The sequence below is a fragment of the Qipengyuania sp. JB2-7 genome (genome assembly GCF_055693485.1).
In genome coordinates this window covers 2,307,761-2,334,238 of record NZ_CM146335.1, presented here as the reverse complement: position 1 = coordinate 2,334,238, position 26,478 = coordinate 2,307,761, and the positions used below count along the sequence as shown (strand labels likewise).

At 57.1% G+C, this 26,478-nt stretch carries 24 protein-coding genes and 5 pseudogenes; 17 read left to right on the top strand and 12 right to left on the bottom strand.

All coding sequences use genetic code 11. From position 1 onward, the window contains the following. Positions 1 to 80: 80 nt before the first annotated feature. The 3 genes from rplU (at position 81) to ACZ1GM_RS11710 (ending at position 1,677) form a co-directional block, all read left to right on the top strand. The gene (gene rplU / locus ACZ1GM_RS11720; protein WP_472676610.1) at positions 81 to 617 is read left to right on the top strand and encodes a 50S ribosomal protein L21; all 537 of its coding nucleotides are present in this window, start codon (positions 81 to 83) and stop codon (positions 615 to 617) included. A 12-nt stretch (positions 618 to 629) separates the two neighbouring features. After that, a complete protein-coding gene (gene rpmA, locus ACZ1GM_RS11715) occupies positions 630 to 899 on the top strand; it encodes a 50S ribosomal protein L27 (protein ID WP_472676609.1) in 270 nt (89 codons plus the stop codon). A 217-nt stretch (positions 900 to 1,116) separates the two neighbouring features. Next, positions 1,117 to 1,677 (top strand): GNAT family N-acetyltransferase, encoded by a 561-nt coding sequence (locus ACZ1GM_RS11710; RefSeq protein ID WP_472676608.1) that lies wholly within the window; start codon positions 1,117 to 1,119, stop codon positions 1,675 to 1,677. A gap of 141 nt (positions 1,678 to 1,818) precedes the next feature. Here ACZ1GM_RS11710 and ACZ1GM_RS11705 read toward each other — a convergent pair whose 3' ends face one another. Further along, positions 1,819 to 2,697 (bottom strand): metal-dependent hydrolase, encoded by an 879-nt coding sequence (locus ACZ1GM_RS11705; protein WP_472676607.1) that lies wholly within the window; start codon positions 2,695 to 2,697, stop codon positions 1,819 to 1,821. A 161-nt stretch (positions 2,698 to 2,858) separates the two neighbouring features. On the opposite strand from ACZ1GM_RS11705, the gene ACZ1GM_RS11700 reads away from it, so the two are divergent. Further along, positions 2,859 to 3,458 carry a TetR/AcrR family transcriptional regulator gene (locus ACZ1GM_RS11700; protein WP_472676606.1) on the top strand — a complete coding sequence of 200 codons (600 nt, stop codon included), beginning with the start codon at positions 2,859 to 2,861 and terminating at the stop codon, positions 3,456 to 3,458. Here ACZ1GM_RS11700 and ygfZ read toward each other — a convergent pair. Further along, positions 3,442 to 4,173, bottom strand: coding sequence for a CAF17-like 4Fe-4S cluster assembly/insertion protein YgfZ (gene ygfZ / locus ACZ1GM_RS11695; protein ID WP_472676605.1), 732 nt, complete (start codon positions 4,171 to 4,173; stop codon positions 3,442 to 3,444). The two genes, ACZ1GM_RS11700 and ygfZ, sit on opposite strands and share 17 nt — an antisense overlap. A 59-nt stretch (positions 4,174 to 4,232) precedes the next feature. On the opposite strand from ygfZ, the gene pyrC reads away from it, so the two are divergent. Then, positions 4,233 to 5,276 carry a dihydroorotase gene (pyrC, locus tag ACZ1GM_RS11690; RefSeq protein WP_472678560.1) on the top strand — a complete coding sequence of 348 codons (1,044 nt, stop codon included), beginning with the start codon at positions 4,233 to 4,235 and terminating at the stop codon, positions 5,274 to 5,276. On the opposite strand, the gene rarD is transcribed toward pyrC, so the two are convergent. Beyond that, a complete protein-coding gene (rarD, locus tag ACZ1GM_RS11685) occupies positions 5,248 to 6,168 on the bottom strand; it encodes an EamA family transporter RarD (RefSeq protein ID WP_472676604.1) in 921 nt (306 codons plus the stop codon). The two genes, pyrC and rarD, sit on opposite strands and share 29 nt — an antisense overlap. Before the next feature lie 252 nt (positions 6,169 to 6,420). Between rarD and ACZ1GM_RS11680 the strand changes: the two genes are divergently transcribed. Together ACZ1GM_RS11680 and ACZ1GM_RS11675 are read left to right on the top strand one after the other, a co-directional pair. After that, positions 6,421 to 6,861 carry a glycine zipper 2TM domain-containing protein gene (locus ACZ1GM_RS11680; protein WP_472676603.1) on the top strand — a complete coding sequence of 147 codons (441 nt, stop codon included), beginning with the start codon at positions 6,421 to 6,423 and terminating at the stop codon, positions 6,859 to 6,861. Positions 6,862 to 7,075: 214 nt separating this feature from the next. Next, positions 7,076 to 7,789, top strand: coding sequence for a hypothetical protein (locus ACZ1GM_RS11675; protein ID WP_472676602.1), 714 nt, complete (start codon positions 7,076 to 7,078; stop codon positions 7,787 to 7,789). Between the two features lie 42 nt (positions 7,790 to 7,831). Here ACZ1GM_RS11675 and astD read toward each other — a convergent pair. Both astD and ACZ1GM_RS11665 read right to left on the bottom strand, forming a co-directional pair. Beyond that, positions 7,832 to 9,248 (bottom strand): annotated as a pseudogene (gene astD / locus ACZ1GM_RS11670) (succinylglutamate-semialdehyde dehydrogenase). An 18-nt stretch (positions 9,249 to 9,266) separates the two neighbouring features. After that, positions 9,267 to 10,691 (bottom strand): protein adenylyltransferase SelO family protein, encoded by a 1,425-nt coding sequence (locus tag ACZ1GM_RS11665; protein ID WP_472676601.1) that lies wholly within the window; start codon positions 10,689 to 10,691, stop codon positions 9,267 to 9,269. Between the two features lie 97 nt (positions 10,692 to 10,788). On the opposite strand from ACZ1GM_RS11665, the gene ACZ1GM_RS11660 reads away from it, so the two are divergent. The 6 genes and pseudogenes from ACZ1GM_RS11660 to ACZ1GM_RS11635 all read left to right on the top strand — a co-directional run bounded on the left by ACZ1GM_RS11660 (position 10,789) and on the right by ACZ1GM_RS11635 (position 16,633). Next, positions 10,789 to 11,670, top strand: coding sequence for an alpha/beta fold hydrolase (locus ACZ1GM_RS11660; RefSeq protein ID WP_472676600.1), 882 nt, complete (start codon positions 10,789 to 10,791; stop codon positions 11,668 to 11,670). Further along, complete coding sequence (locus ACZ1GM_RS11655) at positions 11,667 to 12,332, top strand: glycosyltransferase (RefSeq protein ID WP_472676599.1); 666 nt, start codon at positions 11,667 to 11,669, stop codon at positions 12,330 to 12,332. Before ACZ1GM_RS11660 ends, ACZ1GM_RS11655 begins: the two co-directional genes overlap by 4 nt. Next, positions 12,325 to 12,807 carry a glycosyltransferase gene (locus tag ACZ1GM_RS11650; RefSeq protein WP_472676598.1) on the top strand — a complete coding sequence of 161 codons (483 nt, stop codon included), beginning with the start codon at positions 12,325 to 12,327 and terminating at the stop codon, positions 12,805 to 12,807. The genes ACZ1GM_RS11655 and ACZ1GM_RS11650 overlap by 8 nt, the downstream gene beginning before the upstream one ends. A 172-nt stretch (positions 12,808 to 12,979) precedes the next feature. Next, positions 12,980 to 13,783, top strand: a complete 804-nt coding sequence (locus ACZ1GM_RS11645) for a tetratricopeptide repeat protein (protein WP_472676597.1) — start codon at positions 12,980 to 12,982, stop codon at positions 13,781 to 13,783. Between the two features lie 49 nt (positions 13,784 to 13,832). Beyond that, positions 13,833 to 15,199 (top strand): annotated as a pseudogene (locus ACZ1GM_RS11640) (outer membrane protein assembly factor BamB family protein). Between the two features lie 128 nt (positions 15,200 to 15,327). After that, positions 15,328 to 16,633: pseudogene (locus ACZ1GM_RS11635) on the top strand (methyltransferase family protein). A 15-nt stretch (positions 16,634 to 16,648) separates the two neighbouring features. Here ACZ1GM_RS11635 and ACZ1GM_RS11630 read toward each other — a convergent pair. Together ACZ1GM_RS11630 and ACZ1GM_RS11625 are read right to left on the bottom strand one after the other, a co-directional pair. Next, positions 16,649 to 18,023 (bottom strand): annotated as a pseudogene (locus tag ACZ1GM_RS11630) (glutamate--cysteine ligase). A 39-nt stretch (positions 18,024 to 18,062) separates the two neighbouring features. Continuing rightward, complete coding sequence (locus ACZ1GM_RS11625) at positions 18,063 to 18,836, bottom strand: 16S rRNA (uracil(1498)-N(3))-methyltransferase (RefSeq protein ID WP_472676596.1); 774 nt, start codon at positions 18,834 to 18,836, stop codon at positions 18,063 to 18,065. 38 nt (positions 18,837 to 18,874) lie between these two features. On the opposite strand from ACZ1GM_RS11625, the gene ACZ1GM_RS11620 reads away from it, so the two are divergent. Beyond that, entirely contained in the window at positions 18,875 to 19,246 is a 372-nt protein-coding gene (locus ACZ1GM_RS11620; RefSeq protein ID WP_472676595.1) for a hypothetical protein, read from the top strand. Further along, positions 19,243 to 20,160 (top strand): 4-hydroxybenzoate octaprenyltransferase, encoded by a 918-nt coding sequence (gene ubiA / locus ACZ1GM_RS11615; RefSeq protein WP_472676594.1) that lies wholly within the window; start codon positions 19,243 to 19,245, stop codon positions 20,158 to 20,160. The genes ACZ1GM_RS11620 and ubiA overlap by 4 nt, the downstream gene beginning before the upstream one ends. A 72-nt stretch (positions 20,161 to 20,232) precedes the next feature. On the opposite strand, the gene ACZ1GM_RS11610 is transcribed toward ubiA, so the two are convergent. Then, on the bottom strand, positions 20,233 to 20,637 hold the full coding sequence (locus tag ACZ1GM_RS11610; RefSeq protein WP_472676593.1) for a VOC family protein: 405 nt from the start codon (positions 20,635 to 20,637) through the stop codon (positions 20,233 to 20,235). Between the two features lie 114 nt (positions 20,638 to 20,751). Here ACZ1GM_RS11610 and soxR point away from each other — a divergent pair, with 114 nt between their 5' ends. Continuing rightward, positions 20,752 to 21,192, top strand: coding sequence for a redox-sensitive transcriptional activator SoxR (gene soxR / locus ACZ1GM_RS11605; RefSeq protein WP_472676592.1), 441 nt, complete (start codon positions 20,752 to 20,754; stop codon positions 21,190 to 21,192). Position 21,193: 1 nt separating this feature from the next. Here the strand turns inward: soxR and ACZ1GM_RS11600 are convergent, their stop codons facing one another. Then, entirely contained in the window at positions 21,194 to 21,721 is a 528-nt protein-coding gene (locus tag ACZ1GM_RS11600) for a SixA phosphatase family protein (protein WP_472676591.1), read from the bottom strand. A 211-nt stretch (positions 21,722 to 21,932) separates the two neighbouring features. Then, positions 21,933 to 24,703 (bottom strand): annotated as a pseudogene (locus ACZ1GM_RS11595) (ATP-dependent DNA helicase). Positions 24,704 to 24,849: 146 nt separating this feature from the next. Here ACZ1GM_RS11595 and ACZ1GM_RS11590 point away from each other — a divergent pair. Beyond that, positions 24,850 to 25,344 (top strand): TM2 domain-containing protein, encoded by a 495-nt coding sequence (locus ACZ1GM_RS11590; RefSeq protein WP_472676590.1) that lies wholly within the window; start codon positions 24,850 to 24,852, stop codon positions 25,342 to 25,344. 49 nt (positions 25,345 to 25,393) lie between these two features. On the opposite strand, the gene ACZ1GM_RS11585 is transcribed toward ACZ1GM_RS11590, so the two are convergent. Together ACZ1GM_RS11585 and ACZ1GM_RS11580 are read right to left on the bottom strand one after the other, a co-directional pair. Continuing rightward, on the bottom strand, positions 25,394 to 25,606 hold the full coding sequence (locus ACZ1GM_RS11585) for a hypothetical protein (protein ID WP_472676589.1): 213 nt from the start codon (positions 25,604 to 25,606) through the stop codon (positions 25,394 to 25,396). Then, a complete protein-coding gene (locus ACZ1GM_RS11580) occupies positions 25,603 to 26,430 on the bottom strand; it encodes a transporter family protein (protein WP_472676588.1) in 828 nt (275 codons plus the stop codon). The genes ACZ1GM_RS11585 and ACZ1GM_RS11580 overlap by 4 nt, the downstream gene beginning before the upstream one ends. Positions 26,431 to 26,478: the final 48 nt, after the last annotated feature.

Here is a 26,478-nt window from a genome sequence, read left to right as displayed (position 1 = left end):
AAGACCGCGTATCGGCGGGATTCGGCACGCGCCTGTTGCAAACGCGGCGGGCATAGCAATTTGATTGAGAGACAAGCACCATGTTCGCAATAGTGCGCACAGGCGGTAAACAGTATCGGGTCGCCGCCGGAGACAAGATTGCAGTTGAAAAACTCGCTGGTGAAGCGGGTGACACTGTCGTTCTGGGCGACGTTCTGTTGGCTGGCGAAGGCGACAAAATCGCTGACGCTGCGAAAGTGAGCGTTTCCGCTGAAATTATCGCGCAGGCCAAGAGCGAAAAGACGATCGTCTTCAAGAAGCGTCGTCGCCATAACTATCGCCGCAAGGCTGGTCACCGTCAGCAGATGACATTGCTGCGCATCACGGATGTTGGTGAAGGCAAGAAGGCTCCAGCCAAGAAAGCTGCCCCAAAGAAGGAAGCGGCACCGAAGACTGAAGAGAAAAAGCCTGCAGCTAAAAAGGCCGCTCCTAAGAAGGAAGCAGCTGAGAAAAAGCCGGCGGCTAAGAAAGCTCCGGCCAAAAAGGCCGCACCAAAGAAAGAAGCAGCTGCGAAAAAGCCCGCAGCGAAAAAAGCTCCTGCCAAAAAGGCAGCGGCCAAGAAGACTGACAAGAAGTAAGGATCACGGACGATGGCACATAAGAAAGCAGGCGGTTCGTCGCGTAACGGTCGCGATTCAGCAGGCCGTCGCCTTGGCGTGAAAAAGTTCGGCAGCCAGTCAGTGGTCGCCGGCAATATTATCGTGCGCCAGCGCGGTACGAAATTCTACCCGGGCACCAATGTGGGTATGGGCAAGGATCACACGCTGTTCGCTCTCAATGACGGCATTGTGCGATTCCACAAAGGCAAACTTGGCCGCAAATATGTCTCAATCGACATGATGGCCCAAGCAGCCGAATAACCGGACGATTTGATAAAGGGATCGTCCAAACAGGATGGTCCCAGTCGGCAAATCGCTGACAACCAAAGAGGGAGATGGGGCTTTCCTGATATACTAGGGAGCCCTGATCCCTTTTTTTGTTTCTCCTTCACATACTGACGAAATAATTTTTCGTCGCAATGCAACCGTCACGCAGGGCCGATAAAGGCCGAAGCGGGGCGATGAGGAGAGAAAGCTCATGTTCCATCGCAGCGAAAGATTGCTGTTGAGACCACCTTGGCCCGAAGACTGGGAGCAGGTTCTATCCGCAATCGCGGATGAAGGTGTGGTGCGCAATCTGGCCAGCGCACCCTGGCCTTACGGCGCAGATGATGCGCGCAGGTTCGTTGCTCTGCCAGTTAATCCGATGTTTCCGCGTTTCCTTGTTACGCGGGCTGCAGACGCGGCGCTGATCGGTTGTATCGGGCTCGATCTCACAAATGGTGAGGTCGAGATGGGCTATTGGATCGCGCGCTCACATTGGGGCAATGGCTATGCGTCAGAGGCTGCACGCGCCGTTCTCAAAGTAGCGCGGGCGATCGGCTACAGCCGCGTCGTTGCATCCCATTTTGTCGACAATCCTGCATCGGGTCGGGTTCTTGAAAAAGCAGGTTTCAAGGCTACCGGTGATGTTCGCCCGACATATAGCCTGGCACGCGGGCGGCATGATCAGGTGGCGTGTTTCGAGATCATTCTTGCCGCGGCACGGCACGGCGGCGGCAATGACGATAAAGTTCCAGTGATGTATCAGGCCGCCTGACTGACCAGCACTGACTGGCCAACACTGACTGGCCAGCACCATGTGTTCGTCGAACAAAAGGCCCCGCCGATAAAAACGGGGCCTTCCGTATGGGTAAGGAGGAGGAAGCCCTTACTCGGTGAACTTGAATGTTGGGTCGGCCTACTCAGCAGGCATTAGGGCGTCGGGGAACTCACCTTCATATTTGCCGATCAGCTCACGGTCGTCATGATCCCAAGGATGGAAGCCGGGCTTGAAGTATGAAAGCCATGCCGGGAAAATCCTGCGGACTATGCCGGGCGACACTGTGAGATACTTGAAGAGGCCCCAATGTGCCTTCCAGCCGGTAATGCCATCCTGCGCGAGTAGATTGATCGTATCCTGCCAGCGGTTTTTGAAAAAGCGGCCAGTGATGATGACCATCATCAGGCTGCGCAGTTTCCACCGGCGCCATGGTGTCCAGTCACGGGTGGCGTGATTCCAGGTATCGTAGGCAACGCCTTTATGCTCGACCTCTTCAACAGCATGCCAGCGCCACATATCGCGGACCTCTGGATCGGCATTCTCGAAATGCCGAGGATTGGCGAGAAATTCATGCGCCATCATCGCGGTGTAGTGTTCTAGCGCCATCGTCGCGGCAAGATTGATGATGACCGGGCGTCCCTTGGTTAGCGCGAGCATCTCCTCAACGCGCTTATCAATCGCCTTTATGTCATATCCAGCATTCTCGGCGAGTTTGTTGAAGGCAATATGCTCTCGCGTATGATTGATCTCTTGCTTGACGAATGCGCGGATCTCCTCGGCCAGTTTTGGGTCAGCACCTTCGCGATGGGCCTTCACCGCCTCGATAAAGAATGCCTCGCCACGCGGGAAAGTTGCGGACAGTGCGTTGTGCCAAGCCGTGCCAAACGCATCGCCGGCCCACCACCGCTTCGGTGTGTCATTGCGATTGAAGCGCTCATCACGGACGACAATCTCAAGATCGTGGGGTGTTGGCACCTTCTGGCTTTCGGGTGTTTCGATGGAAGTGTGCGCGTTCATGCAAGTTTCCTCAGGTGGATTGGTAGCCGAATTAATACTGACATTGTTATAAGTAATCTACTACTGACACTAATGTCAATATATGATCGCACGATCAATCAGCGTCACTTAGAGCGGCGATTGGTTGCTTCGTGTCCGGTAAGTCATTAGGAATATTGGCAATGAGCACTCGAAAGCGACTGTCACCCGAAGAGTCTCGCCTTGCCGCATTGGAAGCGGCGCGAGGTCTGTTGATCGAAACCGGCCCCCAATCTTTGACTCTGAAGGCTGTGGCATCCCGAGTCGGGCGCACACATGCCAATCTGCTACATCACTTTGGCTCAGCGGCGGGTTTGCAAAAAGCCCTTGCTGGTCATTTGGCGAAAACTGTTTGCGCCACGATAGCTGATGCTGTGCGGGCAAGCCGTGCCGGTCTTGGCTCACCGCGTGAGGTGGTCGATCTGGCCTTCGATGCCTTCGACAAGGAAGGTGCAGGCGCGCTTGCCAGTTGGATGATCCTGACCGGCAATGAGGATGCATTGACCCCGATTGTTGAGACCATTCATCAACTGGTTGACGAAATCGCGCCCGAAGAGGCCGAGACACACGACGATATCATGCGTGTGCACGAAGAAACCCATGCCCTTGTTCTGATAGCCATGGGTGATGCGCTGATTGGCGAAGCGCTGGCCAAGTCGCTCGGCCTTCCTGCCGATGCGGCGAGAAACCGCGCTCAGCTTATGCTCGAAACCTCAATGGCGCGTCTCAGCCCTCAGCGGTAATCGCGCTCGCTTGCCAATCGGGTAGGGTTGCGGGGTCCAGATCGGCGACGCGTAAATGATCGACGGCCAGCCCAAGGTCAGGATATGCCGCTTTCTGGCGTTTCTCATCCGTTTCATCGATTGGGCGTACGACCAGCCTGCGGTTGACCTTCGACCGCCAGTTCATCCGCGCGGTGTTTTCCTGACCAATATAGCAGCCTTTGTCGAAAGACACGCCATTGAGCTCGACCGCATTGGTTTCGAGCCAAAGGATGTCACCCAATTCGGCACGGGTTTCTGGTACGCCGAGCGAGAGGCGGTGTTTGAGCCATGCGTCGTCTGCTGCTTCTGCGTCGCCAGCAGCTGCAATCCAGCGATTTCCGAGCGCCGGCAGGCGTGGATCGGGCTGTCCTTCGGTGCCGTCTTTGGCCCAGTGCGCCGCCAAGTCATCATCGCGGGCAATCGCAATCTTCCGGCGCAATCGATAGAGCGAGAGCCGCTTTATCAACTCCTCTGCCAGCTTTGCTTCGCAATCCAGCAGCAATTCCTCGCCATCGCGCCACACGATAAAATCGAACAGTGTTTTACCCTGCGGAGATAGCAATGCAGCATATACAGGCATATCGCCTGTCACATCATTGGTGACCAAACCTTGCAGGAAGTCGGCGACATTCTCGCCATCATCGTGCGGAGACACGCGAACAATCGCGCGGTTGGTGAGCAGTGTTGCAGTCATGCGTGACAGATAGGGCCGCGCGCGCCATAGGCAATGGCATGAATTCCTCAGCTGATACTTTGCCTGACTCGCTAACCATCCGTCGCGCCGATGACTGGCACCTCCATTTTCGCGATGGCGAGACAATGCGGGCGGTGGTCCCGCATACAGCGCGCCAATTTGCCCGCGCGATTGTCATGCCCAATTTAACCCCGCCGGTAACGACAGCGGCGATGGCAGCGGCTTACCGCGATCGTATCCTTGCGGCGGTGCCACATGGCATGGACTTTACGCCTCTTATGGTTGCCTATCTGACTGACAGCACCGATGCAGATGATTTGGCACAAGGTTTTGCTGATGGCGTATTCACCGCTGCCAAACTCTATCCAGCAGGCGCGACGACCAATTCCGACAGCGGTGTGACTGATGTCGCCAAGATCGGCGGGGTGCTCGAACGCATGGCGGAAATTGGTATGCCGTTATGTGTCCATGGCGAAGTGACTGAAAGTCATATCGATGTGTTTGACCGCGAGGCGGAATTTATCGACCGCACCCTTGAGCCACTGGTTGCCCGTCTGCCCAATCTGAAAGTAATTTTCGAGCATATCACGACATCGCAAGCGGTCGATTTCGTAATGCGATCCGGCCCGAACATAGCCGCGACAATCACGCCTCAGCATCTCCATATCAATCGCAACGCGATGCTGGTGGGTGGCATTCAGCCGCATAATTATTGTCTGCCCGTGGCGAAGCGCGAGGAGCATCGTCTGGCATTGCGCAAGGCCGCGACATCAGGTTCGCCCAAGTTCTTCTTAGGCACAGATAGCGCGCCGCATCACCGGCATGACAAGGAAAGCGCGTGCGGCTGCGCGGGCATATTCAATGCGCCGTTCGCGCTCGAAAGCTATCTGACTGTGTTTGAGGAAGAGAGCGCGATCCAACATTTCGAAGCCTTTGCTTCTGAAAATGGCCCACGTTTCTATGGACTACCGCTCAATGAAACCACCATCACACTTGAGCGAACACACGTGACTGTCCCGGATCAGGTTGATGGCGGCGCGGCAGAGATCGTACCGTTTCACGCTGGTCAAACGCTCAACTGGCAGTTTGTCGAGACTGTTTGATCAGGTCGTAAACGAAAACGGCAGCGGCGATCCAAATGCAGGCAAAACAGGCGGCTTGCACGGGTTGTAATGGCTGCTCAAACACAGTCAGGCCCAGAATAAAGATGATGCTGGGCGCGAGGAACTGAATGAAGCCTAGTTTTGAGTAGTCCATGCGTTTGGCCGCGACAGCAAACAGCAATAGCGGCGCGGCAGTAACGATCCCGCCCGCCATGATGATCAGGCTAAGCGAAGGCGTTTCAGTGAATGATGACCCTTGGGTCGTCGCGAAATAGCCTGCGATGCCAAATGAGAATGGCAGCAGGATCATGGTTTCTATCGTCAGGCCGGGAACCGCGCCCACATCGACCTGTTTCCGCACCAGCCCATAAAATGCGAAGGTGAACGCCAGGCTGAGGCTGACCCACAAGGTCGTGAGCGCGCCAGCCAACAAGAGTGCAACCCCCGTGGCCGCTAGCGCGACCGCAAACCATTGCAGTCGCGAAAGGCGCTCACCCAGCAAAACGGTGCCCAAAACAACGTTCAACAGTGGGTTGATGTAATAGCCTAAACTGCCAGCGTAGATATATCCGTTCTGAATCGCCCATATGTAAATAAGCCAGTTTGCACCGATCAGCGTCGCACTGAGGAAAAGCCAACGAAGGGTCGCGAAGTTCTTCAGCGCAACCTTCAGGGCGGGCCACTGATTGCGAGCCGCAATGATGACGAGACACACAGGCACAGACCATATAATCCGCAGGGCAACGAATTCGAACGGAGGGACGCTGGCCACCAGGATCAGGTAAAGCGGCAGCAGTCCCCAAAGGACGTAGGCACCGAGTGCTTGTGGTAACCCCGAACTTGTAGGCGAGATCGCTTTGGGGCGAAGCAGAGATCGCTGGATTTCCACCACTGGAATTGCCTGATTGCGTCATGAATGGGGGCTAGGCCTGCCAGATACCTGGCGCAAGCGCTCATTTCATCGGTCAATTTCGCTCAATTTATCGCAAATCTTCAATCTGACAGCGCGGTTGCATTCCGTTCAGGTTGAGAGGCTTATTCATTAACACATCGGGAGCTCGAGGAGCTAAATACCTCAGACCCCCAACGGCCCTTCGGTCTCCCGATGATGCCCCAATGCCCGTCCGCCTGGAGGAGAAACGCCATGACACATTTAATGAAATCAGCTGGTCTTGCAGTTGCGACAGCAAGCTTCGCCGTCGCGATGCCTGCGTCCGCTGCCGAAATTGCACCGATGCAACCAACCACAAATTCGTTTGTCCAGTTTGCTGAAACGCCAAGCTTTGGCGAACTGACCTATGAGCATAAGCGTAAGCGTCATCACCGCCACTATCGCGACTATGATGATGACGATTACGGCTATGATGAGCCAGTATACCGCAACACCCGCGTCTGGCGTGGTCGTGACGGTCGCTATTACTGCAAACGCAAAGACGGCACGACCGGCCTCCTTATCGGCGGTGCAGCTGGCGCCTTGATTGGCCGCGAAATTGCGAGAGACCGCACGCTTGGCGCAATTCTTGGCGCGGCTGGCGGCGCGATTCTCGGCCGTTCAATTGACCGCGGCAACCGCCGCTGTCGCTAAGCGAAATCCGACAAGTTCGGTCGTGCCCACCCACGGCTGATCAGCGGTACCACTAGGCCGCAAGGGGCGTCCTTCTCGCACGGTTTCGTGTGGGGAGGGCGCTTTCATTGTTGGGCAGAGCCTTGTCCCGGATTGATGCAAGTGCTCACTACGGCTGGAAGATCAAGCAGAATGCTGGCACAAAGAATTCGGATTAGGAATTATGAGGTCAGCCATGCGCCTGAATGTACTAGCTTTATCAGCCCCGATTGCTCTGCTTGCGGCATGCAGCAGCGAAGCACCCGACGGCGATATTGATCCAGAAATGGATCCAGCAAGCCAGCAGGGCCTGAACGAAAACCTGGCGACCGACCCTGATCTTGCAGGCAGTAATGAAGCGAATGCGGCGTTGTCTGGATCGGGTGATGGTTCACTCCCGACGATTAACCGGTCGCCAGAAGCAATTGCCGCAGCGCGTGCTCGCGCCGCGGAACTGGTTGGCGGGAATGATGCGATCAAGCCCGCTCCTGCTCCGAGAGCGCTTGCGAGCAATGACAATGTGACCGCAGGGATGCGTCAGGCCGCGCAAGCTGCGATTGCACCGGGCGGCGCGAGTTGCGGCGAGAAAGTGGAGTACACGACCAGCTGGGCCGCGAAACTCCCCGAAACTTTCCCGGTTTATCCGCGTGGGAGCACTGTAGAAGCAGCCGGCACGGATGAAGGCGCATGCGCTTTGCGTGTGGTAACCTTCCGCTCGCCTGTGCCACTCAACGATGTGCTGGCATTTTATCACACACGCGCGGTCGGCAGTGGCTATTCCGCTGAACATGTCCGCGCCGCAGGTGACAATATCCTCAGCGGTACGAAGGGTTCTTCGGCTTACGTAGTATATGGCCGCCGCCTGCCATCAGGCGTGACGGAAATCGATCTCGTAACCAGCGCTCAGTAAAAATGCGCGCGCGGCGCTGTTGAGAGCCTGGAAAAGAGGCGATCAGTCGTCGCGAAGCCCAATACCCAGGGTTGCGCGCGGCTGCTCCATCTCCGTGCTCGCCACCGGATAAGCGCAATAGTCCGCTGCATAGAATGCTGCGGGGCGATGATTGCCCGACAATCCCAATCCGCCGAAAGGTGCGGCTGATGACGCGCCATTGGTCTAGCCGGTTCCAGTTAATGATGCCTGCGCGCACTTCGTTCCAGAACCGCTGATAGTCTTTGGGATTCCCACCAATCAGAGATGCCGATAGGCCGTAACGCGTATTGTTCGCTTCTACGATCGCAGCATCAAAATCAGGAACTTTGATGATCTGCAGCAGCGGCCCGAACAGCTCAATATCGGGGCGTTCGTCCATCTCCGTTGTGTCGATGATTGACGGCATCAGAAACGGCTTTTCAGAATCCGGGCGCCGCATATGCGTGATGGGTTTACCGCCACGGCTCATTAGGGCGACGTAGCTTTCGCACAGCAAATCCGCAGTCGGATTATCAATTACGCAGCCCATATAGGGTTGCGGATCAGCCATCGGCTCTCCAACGATCAGACGCTTTGACAATTGCGTTATTGCCTCAACGATCTCGTCATACATACTCTCAACAATGACCAGTCGCCGCGCAGCGGTGCATCGCTGTCCCGCAGTCGTGAACGCTGACTGGATGATGGTGACCGCCGCATCGTCAATCTTGGGCGTGCTAGTCACGACGAGCGGATTGTTACCGCCCATTTCGAGAGCGAGAATTTTGCCCGGATTGGCCGCAAGTTTGCGGTTGATCGCAATGCCTGCGCGCGCCGAGCCGGTGAAAAGCACACCGGCGATGTCATCGTGCTCGACGAGCGCCTTACCCTCATCGGGTCCGCCAACGACCAGCTGAATTACGTCCTCTGGCACACCTGCGGTGTGGAAGCATTTCACGAGAAACTCGCCGACTGCTGGCGCCTTTTCGCTGGCCTTGAATACGATTGTATTGCCAGCAATCAACGCGGGAATGATATGTCCATTGGGCAGGTGCGCCGGGAAATTATACGGCCCCAAGACCGCCATCACGCCATGCGGTTTGTGCCGGACTGCTGCGGTCCCCTGCAATGCGCTGTCCAGCTTCTTTTGCGAGGTCCGTTCTGCATAGGCAGTGACGGAAATCTCGACCTTATTCATGACCGCTTCGACTTCGGTGCGCGCTTCCCAAAGTGGCTTGCCAGTTTCGCGGGCGATGATTTCCGCAAATTGGTCGTTTGCTGCACGCACTTCATTGGCAAACCGACGCATAAGCTCAATCCGGCGGGCTAGTGGCTCATTCGCCCAGCTTGAAAAAGCCTCGCGTGCTTTGGCCACTGCCGCATCAACGTCATCAATTGGTGCCCGCCACAGCTCCGTACCGGTTGCAGGCTCGAACGATACAATTTCAGTGTCTGACACGAATATTCCGAAAGATAGCTACGCTGTTAACGATCCTCTATCTGGCTCGTGGCCCAACGGCAAGAGAGGCTCGCCATGTGCTCGCCCAATTTCACGCATGTTTTCAATTGTCGAATTAAGCGTGCTCCAATCATCGTCGCGATCAATGGCATCCCAGATATTTTCGACAGTCTCGATATGCAGGGCGAATGGCTTCGTGCTCTCCTCCCAATAGGGATGCTCAATTTTCACCAATTCATAGCCTGACAGCGCTCGGGCTAGTTCTCCTGACGCTGCGCGACCTTCACGGTGAGTATGAAAAAAATGATCTGGGGAGACTTTGCTGTCCTGCATCGCCGCTTCGCAGGTTCCGACCAGCTGGGCGTTTTTTTCCAGACCTTGTGGTTTGAGCCCAAGACGCCAGCACCAACGCCGTCCGACGGCCTCCATGTAGAGTGGCCCGAACCGTTCAAGCGCGGCAATCAATGGCGGCGCATCACAAATTAGGCGGAGCGCCACAGCAAACTGGCCGCAATTCCAATGCAGTGCCTCGGGTTGGCGACCAAACGCATAGAGACCCGCATGATCGAAATAGGCAGCAGTGAACCCTGGGGCCCAAGTTGGCAGAAACCGCCACGGACCGTAATCAAAACATTCGCCCGTTATGTTCATGTTGTCGGTGTTGAGAACCCCATGAACAAAGCCAGCGACCATCATGGCCGCGGCTTGATCGGCCAGACGTTCAACCACCTGATGCATCAGAATGACGGCGGGATTATCGCGCTCTGTCGTATCCTCGGGCGGCATTGGCCCGGGAAACTGCGACAGGCAATAGTTGACCAATTGCACCATTTCGTCAGGCTTTTCCAAAGCCAACAGGCGTTGGAATGTGCCGATGCGGATGTGCCCATGGCTAAGGCGGGTCAAAACTGCCGAGCGCGCCGGCGATGGCTCATCATCGCGCATCAACTGCTCACCCGTTTCGACGATCGAAAACGTCTTGGATGTGCTGACGCCAAGCGCTTCCAGCCACTCCGTCGCCAGCACTTCGCGGACGGCGCCCTTCAGCGTCAGTCGCCCATCGCCATGGCGGCTCCAAGGTGTCTGACCAGATCCCTTGGTGCCCAGGTCGAGCAACCGACAGTCGCTGTCGCGCAGCTGGGCAAACAGAAAACCTCGTCCGTCGCCGATCTCAGGATTGTAATTGCGAAACTGATGCCCGTGATACCGCAGGGCCAGTGGCTGCGCCAAATTGTCGGCAAGCGCCTCAAACCTCCCAAAATGCCGAGTCCAGTCCGAATCACCTAGATCATTCAGGCCAACCGTCGCGGCCCAGCGATCGTTACGAAATCTCAGCTTGGTTTCCGGAAAATCGGCAGGTGCAACAGGATCGCCCAGCCATGATGCCAAATCAGCAATCGGGGTGTCGGCGCGATAGGTCGCGGGTTGCGGTTCGTCGCGCATGAAGCAATAGTGTGCGCAACGGTTTTTGCGTTCAAGAGGCGCAGCCACAAAATGTGCTGCGTTTCTTCGGGTTTCTCGGGATTTCCAACTCTTTCTCATGACAAAACACTTCAACAGCAAGACTTGGCAAAGCGCCGATGGGTTGAGCTTACATTTCCGCGATTATCCAGCACGCGGTACCGATGCCAATCCCGCCAGACCGCCGGTTATCTGCCTGCATGGGCTCACCCGCAATGGCCGCGATTTTGACGATCTCGCAGATCATCTCAGCGCTCATGGCTGGCGTGTGTTGACACCCGACATGCGCGGGCGGGGTAAGAGCGAATATGCGGGCAATAGCGAAACGTATGCATTGCCAACTTATGTCGGCGATCTGATCGCCCTATTGGATGATCAGGGCATTGATCGCTTCGTATCAATCGGCACCTCAATGGGCGGCCTGATGACCATGGCGTTGGCCAGCCTCGCTCCTCAGCGGATCGCGGGCGCGTTGCTGAATGATATTGGCCCCGTCATAGAAACCGCAGGACTCGATGCGATCAAATCCTATGTCGGGCAGGCGCGCAGCTTCCCGACATGGATGCATGCCGCGCGCAGCCTGCAGGAATTACATGGAGCCAACTTCCCGCGTTTTACGCTCGATGACTGGTTGACCATGGCCAAGCGCAGCATGTCGCTATGCAGCAATGGTCGGATTAATTTCGACTATGATATGAAGATCGCTGAGCCGATTATGGCCGCTGATGCTGCGGCTGTTCCGCCCGATTTGTGGCCCGCTTATGAGGCACTTTCCGGAAAGCCACTGGTGCTGGTGCGCGGCGAGTTATCAGGTCTGTTCGCGCAAGATACTTTCGAAGAGATGCGGCGCCGCATACCCGATGCAAAAACGGTGACGGTCGAACAAATCGGTCATGCCCCGACGTTGGATGAACTAGAAGTCCGCGCTGCTATCGACGCAATGCTGTCAAACATTGCATGAATCAGAAAAAGCCGCACATTCTGCATCTTCAATCGAGCTTTGCGCCGGGTGGAAAGGAGCTCCGCACTGTGCAGCTCATCAATGCCTTCGGGGCGGCGATGCAGCACACTATTGTATCGGCTGAGCCAGAGGCATTGGGCGCAGCGGAACGTCTCAATCGCGGACTGAAAGTGACCGTGCAACCGGATTTCCCCTCCCTCAAAGGCCAGCCACTGCCCGGACGCCTGCGAAAGATTGCGCGGGCGATGCATGGATACGATCTCATTTGCACATACAATTGGGGTGCAATGGATGCAGTGATGGCCCATGCGTTGTTTGGCGTAGGGATGAGATTGCCGCCGTTAATTCATCATGAAGATGGCTTTGACGAACAAGAGGTCGTCAAGCGCAAAAGGCGACGCAATTGGTTCCGCAAGGTCGCTCTGAGCAAAGCATCGCGGCTGGTCGTTCCATCGGAAACACTTGAGGGCATTGCATTGACGGAATGGGGCCAACCGGTTGGCCGTGTGAAGCGCATTGCAAACGGAATTGTCACCAAAAGCTTCGCCGAACAGCCAAAGCACGACGAAATCCCCGGCCTGGTAAAGCAGCCTGATGAAAAATGGGTGGGTACGCTGGCGGGCCTCAGGAAAGTCAAGAACCTGCCACAGCCTGGTGCGTGATTTCTCCTCATTGCCTGACAATTGGAAATTGGTAATTCTGGGTGATGGGCCCGAGCGAGAGCGCATTCTCGCCGAAGCAGACAGGTTGGGGGTCAATCACCGGGTGCATCTGCCGGGGGCTGTTCGTGACCCCGCAAAAGTGGTCGGCCTGTTCGATATTTTTGCGTTGTCTAGCGATAGCGAACAATTCCCGATCTCAGTCGTTGAAGCGATGGCGGCGGGGCTGCCTGTTGCCGCGCCCGATGTCGGTGATATCAGCGTCATGCTTGCAGATCAGAACCAACAGTTCCTTCGGCCTTTTTACGCCAATGATGATCTGGTCGTTGCATTCGGCGCGCTCGCCTCCGATCAGCGATTGCGGGAGATTCTGGGTAAAGCCAATCAGAAGAAAGCGCGTGCGCAATTTGATGAGGCTGCGATGATCACGAGTTACGAGCGGCTATATATGTCGACGATTGATTCCACCACGATCTAGAATCGCGCTCACTTGCCCTTTCATGCTCTATTCACCCCAGCTCACTCACCGATCACAGCACCGAGGCGGGGACAGGCCTTATCTGAAAAGCTCCCGCCCATTGCCCTCGGCAAATGTGCCGACTAAAGGCCTTCGAGAATTGTTTTGAGCTACCAGAGGATTGTTTCAGCACGTGGCCAGCAACACCCCACCCACAACGGCGTCTGAACGAGAAGAGGCTGCTGCACGCCGCAAGGCGGCCGAAGAAGAGGCGCTGCTGCGCGAAGTAGATGATGCGGTGCGTCAGGGCGATCTGGAAAGTTTTGCAAAAAACTATGGCAAGCAGACCGTAGGCGTCGTCGTGCTTGCGCTTGCTGCTTTTGGCGGGTTTTTGTTCTGGCAGAACCAACAGGATGCCGCGCGCGAGGCCGACAGCGAAATTCTAGTCGGCGCGATCGATCAGGTTGAGGCGGGTAATTTGCAGACTGGCTTCGATCAGCTGGAAACGCTTGCTGGCGAAGGCAAGGATGGCGCTTCTGCCAATGCGCAAATGCTGCGTGGCGCGATAGCATCACAAGAGGGCCGCAGTGAAGAAGCAGCGACGATTTTCGCGGCACTTGCTGAGGATCAGAGCGCCCCAGCGGAACTACGCGATCTGGCGCGGATCCGCGAGGTCGCTGCGTCTTATGACACAATGAGCCCCGCAGACGTGATCGCCAAACTCAAACCGCTGGCCGCGCCGGGAAATCCGTTCTTTGGCAGCGCCGGTGAACTTGTGGCTATGGCGCATCTCGACCAGGGCAATAATGATGAGGCTGGCGCGCTGTTCGCACAAATTGCAAAAGACGATCAGACTCCCGAAAGCCTCAAATCGCGTGCTCGCCAGATGGCAAGTCTGCTGGGCGTTGATGCGATTGAGAGCGTCGATGAACTGCTGGAAGAGCAGGGCGTCGATGTTGATAGCGTCGAGACAGATGCGCAAGCTGCAGCCCAATAGCGCCCCGATCAATATCGGCGCAGAGAAAATAACCTGAGAGATGACCTTAATGACCGGCTCTAAACATACCCAGTTTAAGACCTCGCTAGCGAAAGCAGTCCTCGGCGGCGCATTGATTGCCAGCCTTGGCGCGTGCGCAGGCGGATTGTTTGGCGGTGGAGATGGCGAGAAAGAAACGCCGACCATCGGTAACCGTGAACCCATCCTCTCGCGTATTGAGACCGGTGCGCAAGTTGACCCATCACTAGCCAGTGTCAGCGTGGTCTTGCCGCCGGCGCAGACTAATGAAGAATGGGCGCAGGCGGGCGGCACAGCAAGCAAAGCTTATGGCCACTTGGCGATTGGCGATGCGCCAACGCGAGCTTGGTCGGCCACCATCGCAGGGTCAACGAACCGTATTCGCTTGGGCGCATCGCCGGTGATTGGCGATGGCAAGCTGTTCGTGGTTGACAGCGAGGGCACAATCCACGCCTTTGACGCCCAGAGCGGTTCAAAAGTCTGGTCAGTAAGGGCTGACGTTGAAAGCGATATGCGTCCGTCGACTTTTGGTGGCGGGGCCAGCTTTGATGGCGGCTAGGGTTTACGCGACTAACGGCGCGGGCGAAGTTCGCGCTCTGGAGGCGGCTACTGGCGCAGAAATCTGGAAGGTGAACCCAGCTGGGCCATTGCGTGGATCGCCGACCATCGCGTTTGGATCGGTCTTCGTGATGACTCAGGATAACCAGATCATTGCGCTCGACGCGGTCGATGGCGCGCAACAGTGGCAGGAATCTGGTTCATCGACACAGGCTGGTGTGTTTGGTGTTGCGGCACCGGCGGTCGGCCAAGGGACTGTAATCGCCGGATACAGTTCGGGCGAACTCGCGGCATACCGGTACGAGAACGTACCGCACGCTGTGGGCCGATGCTTTGGCCCGCACCAGCATATCGACTTCTGTGGGTTCGCTGACAGATATTGATGCTGATCCGATTGTTGATGCTGGCCGGGTATATGCGCTTGGTCAAGGTGGCCGGATGGCAGCCTATGAGTTGGTGACTGGTCAGCGCATTTGGGAGCTAAATCTTGCGGGTATTTCTACCCCGGCCATTGCTGGTGAGTGGATATTCACGCTGACTGACGACGCGCGTTTGCTGGCAATTGCCCGATCAACCGGCAAAGTTCGCTGGCTCACGCAATTGCCGCGGTACCGCGATGAGGAAGACCGCAAAGGCGAGATTTTTTGGGTTGGGCCGGTGCTGGCTGGCAACTCGCTTTGGCTTGCCAATTCCGAAGGTGACATGTGGCGCGTAAGCACTGGTGAAGGGTCTGCGAGTAGCTTTGTCGATCTGAAGCAGCCAGTCTCGCTCGCGCCCGTTGTGGCGAACAACACGTTGTATGTGCTGGACGATAGCGGACGCATCACCGCCTTCCGCTAGGCCGAAAACGCGAAAATTGCCGGACAATTAACCAATATCCGGGTATGGGGCGCGCATATGGATGTAGCGCAATCACAGCCTATTCCGGATGAGCGGTACCGCGCAGTGACGTTTCACCTTTCGTTGGACTGGTGGGACTTGCTGGCCTATTTGCGTGGATAGCGTTTTGTCGCAGCTGGCCGGAGATTGCCTCCGCAATAGGGCTGGAGGGGCCACATGAGCCGCTTTCTGGTGCGCGAGCAGCTGTTCTGGCCTTGGCCGCATCGGCTGGTCCGATGGTGCTGTGGTCAGTGTTTGTCGACAAGGTGCATTTGCGTCCCTCAACTGGACTGAATTGGTCGCTACGCGGACAACGAGCACCCGACTACGAAACCTCGGCAACAAAGATACTTGGCCTGTGGGTGACGTGGCTGATCATCGGGCTGCTTTATGCGGTTTGCCGCTGGTATTGGAGCGGCAACTACGAGTTCGCCCTGACTCTGATCGGTTGGGCGATTGGGCCTATTGTCGTGCTGTCTGTGCCCTATGTCCTGTGGCTCGACCGCGTGATGATCGAGCCGCGCGATCACAGTTGGCACTTCGGTGCGATGCTGATCAATCGCGATGGCTGGCATGCTAGCGAGGTGAAAAAGCATTGGCGTGCCTGGATCATCAAAGGCTTTTTCACTGCCTTTATGCTTTCGATTATTCCCGGCGGTTTTGCCTATGTCGTGAACGCTGACATGCAAACGATCCTGAGCAACCCTGTCACTTTGGGTGTACTGCTGATCGAATTGCTGTTCGTCATCGACGTCCAGATCGGCACGGTTGGATATATTCTGACTGCGCGTACCGCTTGATGCCCATATCCGCAGCGGCAATCCGTTTTTGGGCGGATGGCTAGCGGCCCTCATTTGCTACCCACCCTTCGTTTGGGGCATCATCGGCAACGGGCTTGTTCTCAACTACGAGAATAACACCAAGGATTGGGCCTATTGGCTGAGCGGCAATGATGTGTTGCTGTGGGGCTGGGCGGCATGGTTGGTGTTCCTCACCGCAGTCTATGCCTCAGCAACCGTTGTGTTTGGCATCCGCTTTTCGAACCTGACATACCGAGGGGTGATCACTCACGGCCCATATCGATTTACGCGGCACCCAGCCTATCTTTCTAAGAACCTGTTCTGGTGGTTTTCTGTGATGCCATTCCTGGTCACGTCGAATTCGGCTGCTGATGCGGTCCGCAATGTGTTTTGCCTCATTTGCGTCAACGCAATCTACCTGTGGCGCGCCAAAACCGAAGAAGCGCATTTGCTCGCTGAGGATGCAAAGTATCGCGATTATCATGCTTGGATGAACGAGCATGGAGTTTTCACATCGCGGTTCGCCAAGCTGGAGCGCTTGCTTAGAGGACAACGGCAACCGCGCCATACTCAGGCTAGACAGCCAGCGGAATAACAGCGGTTTTGAGCACTAGAAGCTATGCTCGTAGGCCCGCGTGATATCGCCTGCCCACTCTCCATAATACAGATCGAGTAGACGCTGCGCAGGGACCTTGCCGCTTGATACGATTTCGTCGAGCGTTTCGAGAAAGCCCGTTTCATTATCGCCAGCCTGCCCCAAGCGGCCACGCGCTGCGAGCCCTGACCTTGCAATGCTCAGCACCTCTCCAGCAACATCGCGCAGAACGCCGCCACCTGGTAGAGGAGCGTCAAGAGCCAACTTAGGCACGGCATTACGAAGCGCCTCGCGCTCTTCCATGCTCCAACCTTTGACCAAATCCCACGCGGCGTCGAGCGCGCCCTGATCGTACATCAAACCCACCCAAAACGCGGGCAGCGCGCAGATCCGGCTCCACGGGCCGCCATCGGCACCGCGCATTTCAAGGAAACTCTTGAGCCGCACCTCAGGGAATGCGGTGCTTAAATGATCCCACCAGTCGCTCTCACGCGGTTTCTCGCCGGGTAATGCGGGCAGTTCACCATTCAGGAAATCGCGGAAACTCTGCCCCGCCGCGTCGATATACTTGCCATCGCGGAACACGAAATACATCGGCACATCCAGCATGTAATCGATCCAGCGCTCATACCCGAAGCCGTCCTCAAAAACGAAGGGCAGCATGCCGGTGCGGTGCGGGTCCGTGTCAGACCATATATGGCTGCGATAGGAGAGATACCCGTTGGGTTTGCCCTCAGTAAAGGGAGAGTTCGCAAAAAGCGCAGTGGCAAGTGGTTGCAAGGCTAAACCGACGCGAAATTTCTGCGCCATGTCAGCCTCAGATGAATAGTCGAGATTGACCTGAATGGTGCAGGTTCGCAGCATCATGTCGAGGCCGAGATTGCCGACTTTGGGCATATGTCGCATCATGATCTTGTAACGCCCTTTGGGCATCACAGGCAGTTCTTCGCGTGTTTTGTCAGGCCACATGCCGAGGCCAAGGAAGCCAACACCGCAACGCTCTCCGATCGCCTTCACCTGCTCAAGGTGACGGTACGGTCTCATTGCAGGTTTGATGCAGGTTCTCGAGCGGTGCGCCAGACAATTCGAGTTGACCGGCGGGCTCAAGACTAACTGTGCCCATATCCTCGCTACGCATCGCGATGACATGACCGTCTTCCTCGACTGGCTCCCACCCAAACTCGGTGAGCGCCAACAGGAGGTCGCAAATACCGCATTTTTCGTCATAAGACGGCGCCTTGAAGCTCTTGGTGCAGTAGACGAGCTTTTCATGCTCGGTGCCGATGCGCCAGTCTTCTCTGCGCTTTTCGCCGGCTTGCATCGGCGCGACCAGCTGATCACGGCTTTCAATGGTCGGATCAGCTTTGTCAGACGTTTCGCGTGTGCTCATTTCAGTTTCTCTATGCAACTTAAGTCGCATTGTGAAGACTTATTCTGCATTCACCCAGTCCCCATTCGAGCCCATCCACAGGGCCGTCGCTGCAATCGCGGCGGTCTCGCCTCTCAATATTCTTGGCCCCAGCGTGATTGGTTTCACTTGGGGGTGAGCGAGCAATTTGTCACGTTCCGCATCGTCGAAACCGCCTTCCGGCCCGATCAAAAGTGCAGCTGGGCCTGTGCGCGAGGCGAACGCCGTCGCCGCAGGATCCGCATCGCGTGCCTCGTCAGCAAAAAACAGGACGCGGTCTTCGGGCCAATTGTGCAGCAACGTTTCGAGCTTTTGCGGTTCATTGACTTGGGGCAGGGCGGTGCGTGCGCACTGCTCAGCGGCCTCAATCGTGAGGGTATGCGCGCGGTCAAGATTGAGTTTATCCGCAACGCAGCGCCGCATGACTATGGGCTGTATTGATCGCACCCCCAGTTCGGTCGCCTTTTCGAGCACAACATCAAACCGGTCTTTCTTTAGCAGGGCCGGGCAAAGCCATAAATCGGGCACCTCCTCACGCGACCGTAGCATCTCGGTTGCTTCGAGCAGAACTTCGCGTTTGCTCACCTCGCTGACAGTACACGCCCATTCGCCAGTGACATTGTCGCAAATGATGACAACATCGCCGGGTGTGATCCGCATGACTTTGTTAAGGTAGTGCGCCTGATTTCCTGAGATTTGCAGTTGCTCACCGTTTGCAATTGCGTGCTCAACAAACAGGCGCGGCGCACTTTTGGGGGGCCAGTTCGGAGTTTTCGGGCGAGGACCAGAGCTCATCCCTTTCCCCTAGGCGTTGGCAGCGTTAGGGAGCAAGTATGAGCGCACGCGTAACGCAATATTTGATTGGCACCGTATTTGCCATTCTGGGCGGTTGGGCGCTGTTAGCCCCGCAATCGGTGATCGATCTGGCGATCCGGCCTGCCTATCAGAGCGAGGATTTTCTGAGTGTTTTTGCCATGGCCTGTTTCGGCGCGCAGGCGTGCCTTTTTGCATTGGTTGCATTTACCGCGCGGTTCACGCGGCTGACTTTTCTCGCATACGGGATCGTCTTGCTGCCGTTTTTCGTGTTCAATTATTATTTCTATTTTGTTGTGCCGGTGCTCACCAAGGTTGGCCTGCTGGATTTCGTCGGCAACACGATCATGATCGCGCTTTGCTGGCATGGATGGCGGGTGGCAGAGGAATGAGCGAGACATCCGCACCCGAAACTATCGTACCCGATAGCCAGCATCGCGGTATTGTTGCGCGCCTACCCCAAATGCCGCGCGACTTGGCACAATTGGCGCGACTTGATCGTCCGATTGGCTGGTGGCTGCTATTCTGGCCCTGCGTTTGGGGTGTCTGGCTGGCCGGGGCAGGGTGGCAATGGGCGCTACTCTCATGGCTGCTGCTCGGCAGTATAGCGATGCGCGGCGCGGGCTGTGTCTATAATGATATCGTCGATGCGGACCTTGATCGGCAGGTCGCCCGCACGGCTTCTAGACCCATCGCGAGTGGCCGCGTATCCAAAAAGCTCGCATGGGTCTGGCTCATAGCGCTGTGCCTCATCGGCTTGATCGTCCTACTGCAATTGCGGCCAATGGCGCAGATCGTTGCGCTTGCAAGCCTTGCGCTCGTGGCAGCATACCCTTTCATGAAACGGATTACTTGGTGGCCGCAGGCGTGGCTGGGAATGGTGTTTACGTGGGGTTTGCTGGTCGGTTGGACGCAGCTGCGGGCGGACAATTGGGATGCGCTGGCAGCGATGTATGCAGGTGCGGCGCTTTGGGTGATCGGTTATGACACGATTTATGCGTTGCAGGATCGCGAGGATGATGCGCTGGTTGGCATCCGCTCATCTGCGTTGCGCATGGGTTCGCACGTCAACGCGGGCGTGACATTGTGTTACGGCGCTGCGATTACGCTGTGGGCGGTGGCGTTATGGCTGTATCGGGACGATTGGGTTGCCTTGCTCGCTCTGATCCCTGCGGCAGCGCACCTGGCGTGGCAAGTTGCAACGCTGGACCCGGACGACCCGGGCAATCCACTTGCGCGGTTCCGATCTAACCGGCTGACCGGCGCACTGGTCGCGGCGGCCTGTTTTGTGGTGGGGAATGCGTAGCTTCCTTCACTTTGGAGCGCCTCCAGTGTCGGAACAGATCGCCAAATATGGGCTCACGCAGCATCGGCTCATTCATGCCGCGTCTCCGGCGGTGCCATTCGCATAGCTAACCACTTCAAACTCAATGCCGTCCCAGTCGAAGAAGTAAAATCGCTCGCCCGGCTCGTAATCATCATGGCCGAACGGTTTGAGGCCGTGTTGTTTCACGATCTCCTGTGCGGCACTGAGATCATCAACAAGCAACCCGACGTGGTTGAGTGGGTGGCCTTTTGCAAAATCACCTTTGACATGCTCACCTGTGTACAGCGCTAGATAGGTCGAACCATTCCCGGGGGCACCGACATGTAGGCTCCAGCCATATTTTTGGCTCGGACCGCGCCAGCGCTCTTTCCAGCCAAGCAAGTGCCTGAATAATTGTGCACTACGTTCTGGGTTAGTGACTGACAGATTAGCGTGTTCAATTTGGCCCTTTAGCATTGTGTGTGCTCCATGTTTGGCGCTCCAGAATAGTTGGCGCGACTCGGATGCACAGTCTTATGAAACCTCAAGCTAACTTGAGATCAAGGGCTTTCTTCGTTAGAGAGCCGAATCATGAAAGCTGGTGATCTTCTGCCGATTGGCGAACTTGCGCGCAGGACCGGGCTATCCGTGTCTGCAATCCGTTTTTACGAGGAAAAGGGCTTGGTTGAGGCTTGGCGGACGGCGGGCAATCAACGACGCTTTCCTCGATCGGATATTCGCAGGCTGAGCTTCATTTTGATAGCTCAGCAGCTGGGGCTGTCATTGGGGGAGATTGAGGAGGCGCTTGCCAGCTTGCCGAACGAGCGAACGCCTACGGCGCGCGATTGGTCCAAGATCAGTCGGACGATCCGCAAGGAACTGGACGCTCAGATCGCGCAGCTTGAACGCATGCGGGATAATCTTGATGGCTGCATCGGTTGCGGCTGTTTGAGCCTCAAGAAATGCGCACTCTATAACCCGATGGACGAAGCCGCTGAAGAGGGCCCTGGTCCGCGCATCTTACAAAGTTAAATCAGTATTCAGGCCCCAGCTCAGGATCCAAATCGCGAGGGCGCATAAAGTGCATTAAGGTGCCATTGCTCGATTTGAGTTCGGCCCAGTCGTCGATGTCTAGCTCGAAAACTGCGAACGCAGCGGTTGGAAATTTCACCTTCGCTTCGTCAAAAGCCTTGTTCTCATTTAGCGGCGACACCATTTCCAAAACCATATCGCCAAGGCCGGGATTGTGCCCGGCGATCAGAACTGATTCTGCATCGTTATCGCATTCGCGCAAGACATCCATGATAGTATCTGCCGATGCGAGGTAGAGCCGCCGATCCCAAGCGGCATCCATTTCTGGCAGACCTTGCTCCAGCGTCAGCTTCACGCGCTCAGCTGGGCTTGCGATCAACCGATCCCACTTCTGCCCGTGCTTGCGAATGTGGTCGCCGATGACTTTCGAACCACGCCGACCGCGATCATTCAGGCCGCGATCAAAATCGCGCTTGTCGCTCTCACCCCAATCGGATTTGGCATGACGCAAGAGGCCCAGACGCTTCATAAGATTCCTTCGTAACACACAGGTAACAAAATGGGGTGCCGAACGTCATCTGTCCAGCACCCCTTTCTGCTGACGGTGTTGCAACATCAAGACATCAAGCCAGCCAGGGGGAATTTGAGCGATCCAGGGACGTTGCCCGCCAGCAGCAGTATAAGAAACAGCGAGTTTGCTCCCGCTGCGATCAGTCTGATCATGGTGAGGATTGATTCGATCATTGCGTTGCTTGCGCTGCATCTGTCTGCGTATCGCCAATTACGTCCTGCGAAACACCAGCACCTTGGCCGACACGCAACAGCGCTTCGTCAAGAGTCAGGCGATGCACTGGAGTGCCGTCAGGAAAGGCAGAGAGCAGCCTGCTTGGGAAGGCGGAAGAGAGGACCACGAAGTGGCCAGCATCATCGCGCATGCGGATCAGACGCCCAAAGGCCTGAGCCAGCCGCGCCCGGATCATTCGGTCATCATAAAGCTTTGCCCCGCCCGGCAAGTCAGCGGCGGCGGCCCGGCGCGCACGGTGCAGAATATTGGGGCGTGGCCAAGGCACGCTTTCCATCACAACGCAACGTAGCGATTGCCCCGGCACATCGACTCCATCACGCAAGGCATCTGTGCCGAGCAGGCTGGCGCGCGGGTCATCGCGGAAGATATCAGTCAGAGTGCCCGTGTCGATCGGGTCCACATGCTGAGCGTATAGTGGCAGGCCTGCACGGGCGAGCCGGTCGGCTATCCTGCCATGGACGGCGCGCATCCGACGAATGGCGGTGAACAGGCCCAATAGGCCGCCATCAGTCGCTTCAATCAGGCGTGCATAGGCTCCTGCAAGACCGGCAATATCACCGCGCTTTATGTCTGTGACAATCAGAACCTCAGCCCGATTGGCATAATCAAACGGACTCTCCGCAAAAGCGGTTTTTGGCATTAGCTCGATATGCGGCGCACCGCTCTTGGTGATGGCGCTGTCCCAATCCGCGCCACCTTCGTCCTTGTCCGTCAGGGTCGCACTGGTCAGCATCACGCCGTGCGCCGGCTCCAGTACGACATGGGCAAACGGCTTCATCGGGTCGAGCCAGTGTCGATGAATGCCAATGTCAAACTCTCGCGCATCATTTCGGTCGACCGCGAGCCAGTCCACAAATTCGGGATCGGCGGGGCCACCAAGCCTTGCGAGCAAGGCCTCCCAAGCGGCTAGCAAATCAATCCGCCATGCAAGCGAGTGGCGCGCGCCCTCTATGCGGGCGCGGCCTTGCGCATCAAGCCAGTCGGGCGCATCCTCGATCACACCCTCGAGCCGCGCGCCCAACTTCATCAGAGGTTGGCGGATTGCCGCGAGAGCGTCCGCTGCTTCGCTGGCGGCTTCGACCAGCTCACCGGGAAGCTGTGCCGCCTCCGTCTCGATACCATAGCCTGCGTCTTGAGCGCCGCTCTCATCGCGGGCATAGGTTGCGGTGCGCACCTGTGCGAGCAGCGCCTCGAGCGGCCCCGAAGGTTCACCTTCCGCCAGCCGCCCGATCCATCCGTCTGATGGCAGGGCATGTGCTGCCTCCACAGCTGCCTCAACCGCGTCGCCGCCGTCTGAATCATAGCTGGCAACGTCTGCGAGCCGTGCCGCGAGACCCCTGCGGCGGCCTCTGCTGTTGCGTTCTGGCCCGATGATCCAGCGGCGCAGCTCAATCGTTTCTTGGCCCGTAAGTGCAGCGGCAAAGGTCGAATCCGCGGCATCAAAAACGTGATGCCCCTCATCAAAGATGATGCGGGTGGGGCGTTGTGCATGGTCGCGCCCTCTCGCAGCATTGACCATCACCAGCGCGTGATTAGCAATCACCAGATCAGCCTGCGCGCTGGCGCGGGCCGAACGCTCGATAAAGCACTTCTTGTAATGCGGGCACCCGGCATAGACGCACTCACCGCGCTGATCGGTGAGCGCCGCAATCCCGCGCTTGCGGAATAAGGTGCCAAGCCAGCCAGGCAGATCGCCGCCAATCATATCGCCATCGCGCGAGTATGCCGCCCAACGCGCAACCAGCTGTGCCAGTATTGCAGGCCGCCCATTGAAACCGCCTTGCAACGCGTCTTCAAGATTGAGCAGGCAGAGATAGTTTTCGCGACCCTTGCGTACGACAACGGGGCGCGTGCCGTCTGCACGCCGATCTGCCCATGCGCGCGAGCTTTCCTGCCGCAATTGGCGCTGAAGATTCTTGGTATAGGTGCTGACCCAAACCGTGCCGCCCGATTGTTCCGCCCAAAGCGACGCCGGCGCCAGATAGCCGAGCGTTTTGCCGACCCCGGTCCCGGCCTGTGCGAGCAGGACATGTGGGCGCTTGTCTCCCGATCGGGGGCGAACACGCTGCCTGCTGCCTTCGCATAATCGCGTTGGCCATCGCGCCGCTCCGCACCTTCGCCGGTGAGCCGTTCCAGATGTGTCTCGATCGCGGGTTCTGGCAGGGTCACTTGTGCAGGTTGTGGCCGTTCGGGCGTCTCCTCCCATTCGGGCAGGCGACTGAACAGCCACTTCTCGGCACGCTCCGGGCGTTTGATATGGGCCGACAGCAGCTGCGCCCAGGGCCAGCGTAGCTTGGTGAGGGATTGCAATGCGCTCCAAGCGCCCTCCCGCTCTGACCAGTCCTGGCTCTCACACTTTGCAACAAGCCGCGCCCCCGCCATTTGCAGCATAGCAGGTATGGCATCATCGCTTTCAGGCTCGTCCAGATCGAGCGCCGCCGCCAGCCCCTTTGGCGTAGGCACGCAGAACCTTGCCGGATGGATAAAGGCGAAGAGTTCCAGCAGGTCGAGCCCAGACAGATCGGGGTAGCCAAGTCGACTGGCGACGAGTGGCGCATTGAGGATCAACAGCGGTGTATCCGCCGCTGCCATCACCGCCTCGCCCTTGGAAACGCCGCGCGTCGGTGTGCCACTCTCTCTCGGCGTATCGCGCAGCCATGTACCAGCATGGCTGGCATGCAAAGCGGGCAAGGGCAGGGGGACAATGTCCGTTTCGGTCACGTCCGTATCGATGCGGGAGGCGGAACGAAAAGTAAACAAGGCAGCTGAGTGCGCGAACAATGTTCAACATCTTCTTAGGATATACAGCTTACTTTTTCGCGAAGGAGCAAGAAGGAGCAAAGGGGGTATTAATGACATTTGGACGCAAGGGGTTGGGATCGGGCGAGGCAGCCCGACCACAAACACGTAGGTTTGGCGATGTGCAAGTTCATGCCAGCAGCGCTGAAGCAGACGAAATGCAGCGCAAACGCGATGCGTTTCTGGCACAGGAGCGGGCGCGTCAAAGCGCAACTGACGGCCAAGACTATGCAGATCGCGAAGCAAATGAGCGATCAAGACAAGCGGTTCAAAATCTGCACGAGACATTTCAATATCAGAACGGCCAGCCCCGGCGCAGCATGGCCATGGCGTACTTATGGTGGTTTATTCTTGGCCAGATATCTATGCACAGGTTCTACATTGGTGCAAAGGAGTCCGCGATTTATCAGGTGAGCCTGTTTTTCGGCGGGCTGCTGGTGACTTGGATTTATCCTCCAGTAGGGCTGTGCGTTCTCGCTGGTTGGATGCTCTGGATACTCGCAGACGCGTTCTTGATACCGGGCTTGATCCGCAAACATGCTTGTTAGCGATTGAGAGGCGGAGCGGCGCTGTGCCCCGCCTCCTTACATGATCTTTTTAGAACGCTTTTTGCACGCCTACGGTCAATGACCAATCACTGGGCATTTGCGGCCCGTTCAAATCCTGAACCATCGGGATGCCGCCCTCAATGCCAAGCCGCCAGCCTTTCAGTGGGCCGCCCGTTGCGGCGAAGTTTACCCCAGCAAAGGCGGTCACATGCTCACCGCCATGAAAGTCTGGATTGGCAGTTTGCACAGGGCCTGCGATCATCGGGTCAATCCCGTCAATTCGGTACCGATCGTCTCGGCCTGCAGACGCCCTGAAACGGACACGCCGGGTGTCAGGGCATAGCCGAGCCACGCGGTCGCCATGGCGCGATTGCCATAGGAATATCCCTGGTCGTTGTCGCCAAGTCGCACAGTCCCTTTCACCTGTGCACCCCAGCCAAGAGTGTCGGTATTGCCGCGCCAGGTGATGCCCGGTTCCAGATCCCACGTACCGCTGCCCAACTGCATGGGGTAGGGCAACCGAACTGTCGGATTCCCGCCCATCGGTGTCAGGATATCATCTGTCTCGGTGGTTGAACCGGTCGGGATCGATACACCTGCATTGATATGCACACTATCCGTCAGTCCGATCAGCGCCGCCAACTTGGTGTCGCCAAAGCCAGCGGGACTGGTGCGGAAAGTGCCCAGCTGATCGGTGCCCATGCCGCCTCGGAAAGTGATGTGATCCATTTCCTTGGTCACGTAATTGGCCATCGCCATCACGGTCACGCGATCAGAAACGCCGTACATCACACCCGCCATATGCATGTTCATCCGCATGGAGGTGGGGACGATGCGCAAGGTCGGCGGCTGCATCGGCACACCGAAAAACCGGTTTGGAATAGTTGTTACCACGGTTTCTGGTGCAACATCATCGGTGCCGATCTGCACACCGCCCATGTCCATATGCATGAAGCGATAACTGATCATCCATTCGCCCTTCGCATGGCGGTGATCGCCCATGACCCCAATGGGCGCATGGTCGAGTGAGTTGATGCTGTGTTCTCCTTCACCGTTTTTGGGATCCGCAAGTGCAGGGGATTGCACGCCCGCGAGCGCGCAAGCAGCCAGAACGTACCGCTTTAGAAGCGTATT

What these genes read in the sequence shown, in the direction of transcription:
- rplU (WP_472676610.1), top strand. Translation starts at nt 81, where the DNA reads ATGTTCGCAATAGTGCGCACAGGCGGTAAACAGTATCGGGTCGCCGCC.
- rpmA (WP_472676609.1), top strand. Translation starts at nt 630, where the DNA reads ATGGCACATAAGAAAGCAGGCGGTTCGTCGCGTAACGGTCGCGATTCA.
- ACZ1GM_RS11710 (WP_472676608.1), top strand. Translation starts at nt 1,117, where the DNA reads ATGTTCCATCGCAGCGAAAGATTGCTGTTGAGACCACCTTGGCCCGAA.
- ACZ1GM_RS11705 (WP_472676607.1), bottom strand. Translation starts at nt 2,697, where the DNA reads ATGAACGCGCACACTTCCATCGAAACACCCGAAAGCCAGAAGGTGCCA.
- ACZ1GM_RS11700 (WP_472676606.1), top strand. Translation starts at nt 2,859, where the DNA reads ATGAGCACTCGAAAGCGACTGTCACCCGAAGAGTCTCGCCTTGCCGCA.
- ygfZ (WP_472676605.1), bottom strand. Translation starts at nt 4,173, where the DNA reads ATGACTGCAACACTGCTCACCAACCGCGCGATTGTTCGCGTGTCTCCG.
- ACZ1GM_RS11680 (WP_472676603.1), top strand. Translation starts at nt 6,421, where the DNA reads ATGACACATTTAATGAAATCAGCTGGTCTTGCAGTTGCGACAGCAAGC.
- ACZ1GM_RS11675 (WP_472676602.1), top strand. Translation starts at nt 7,076, where the DNA reads ATGCGCCTGAATGTACTAGCTTTATCAGCCCCGATTGCTCTGCTTGCG.
- ACZ1GM_RS11665 (WP_472676601.1), bottom strand. Translation starts at nt 10,691, where the DNA reads ATGCGCGACGAACCGCAACCCGCGACCTATCGCGCCGACACCCCGATT.
- ACZ1GM_RS11660 (WP_472676600.1), top strand. Translation starts at nt 10,789, where the DNA reads ATGACAAAACACTTCAACAGCAAGACTTGGCAAAGCGCCGATGGGTTG.
- ACZ1GM_RS11655 (WP_472676599.1), top strand. Translation starts at nt 11,667, where the DNA reads ATGAATCAGAAAAAGCCGCACATTCTGCATCTTCAATCGAGCTTTGCG.
- ACZ1GM_RS11625 (WP_472676596.1), bottom strand. Translation starts at nt 18,836, where the DNA reads ATGAGCTCTGGTCCTCGCCCGAAAACTCCGAACTGGCCCCCCAAAAGT.
- ACZ1GM_RS11620 (WP_472676595.1), top strand. Translation starts at nt 18,875, where the DNA reads ATGAGCGCACGCGTAACGCAATATTTGATTGGCACCGTATTTGCCATT.
- ubiA (WP_472676594.1), top strand. Translation starts at nt 19,243, where the DNA reads ATGAGCGAGACATCCGCACCCGAAACTATCGTACCCGATAGCCAGCAT.
- ACZ1GM_RS11610 (WP_472676593.1), bottom strand. Translation starts at nt 20,637, where the DNA reads ATGCTAAAGGGCCAAATTGAACACGCTAATCTGTCAGTCACTAACCCA.
- soxR (WP_472676592.1), top strand. Translation starts at nt 20,752, where the DNA reads ATGAAAGCTGGTGATCTTCTGCCGATTGGCGAACTTGCGCGCAGGACC.
- ACZ1GM_RS11600 (WP_472676591.1), bottom strand. Translation starts at nt 21,721, where the DNA reads ATGAAGCGTCTGGGCCTCTTGCGTCATGCCAAATCCGATTGGGGTGAG.
- ACZ1GM_RS11590 (WP_472676590.1), top strand. Translation starts at nt 24,850, where the DNA reads ATGACATTTGGACGCAAGGGGTTGGGATCGGGCGAGGCAGCCCGACCA.
- ACZ1GM_RS11585 (WP_472676589.1), bottom strand. Translation starts at nt 25,606, where the DNA reads ATGATCGCAGGCCCTGTGCAAACTGCCAATCCAGACTTTCATGGCGGT.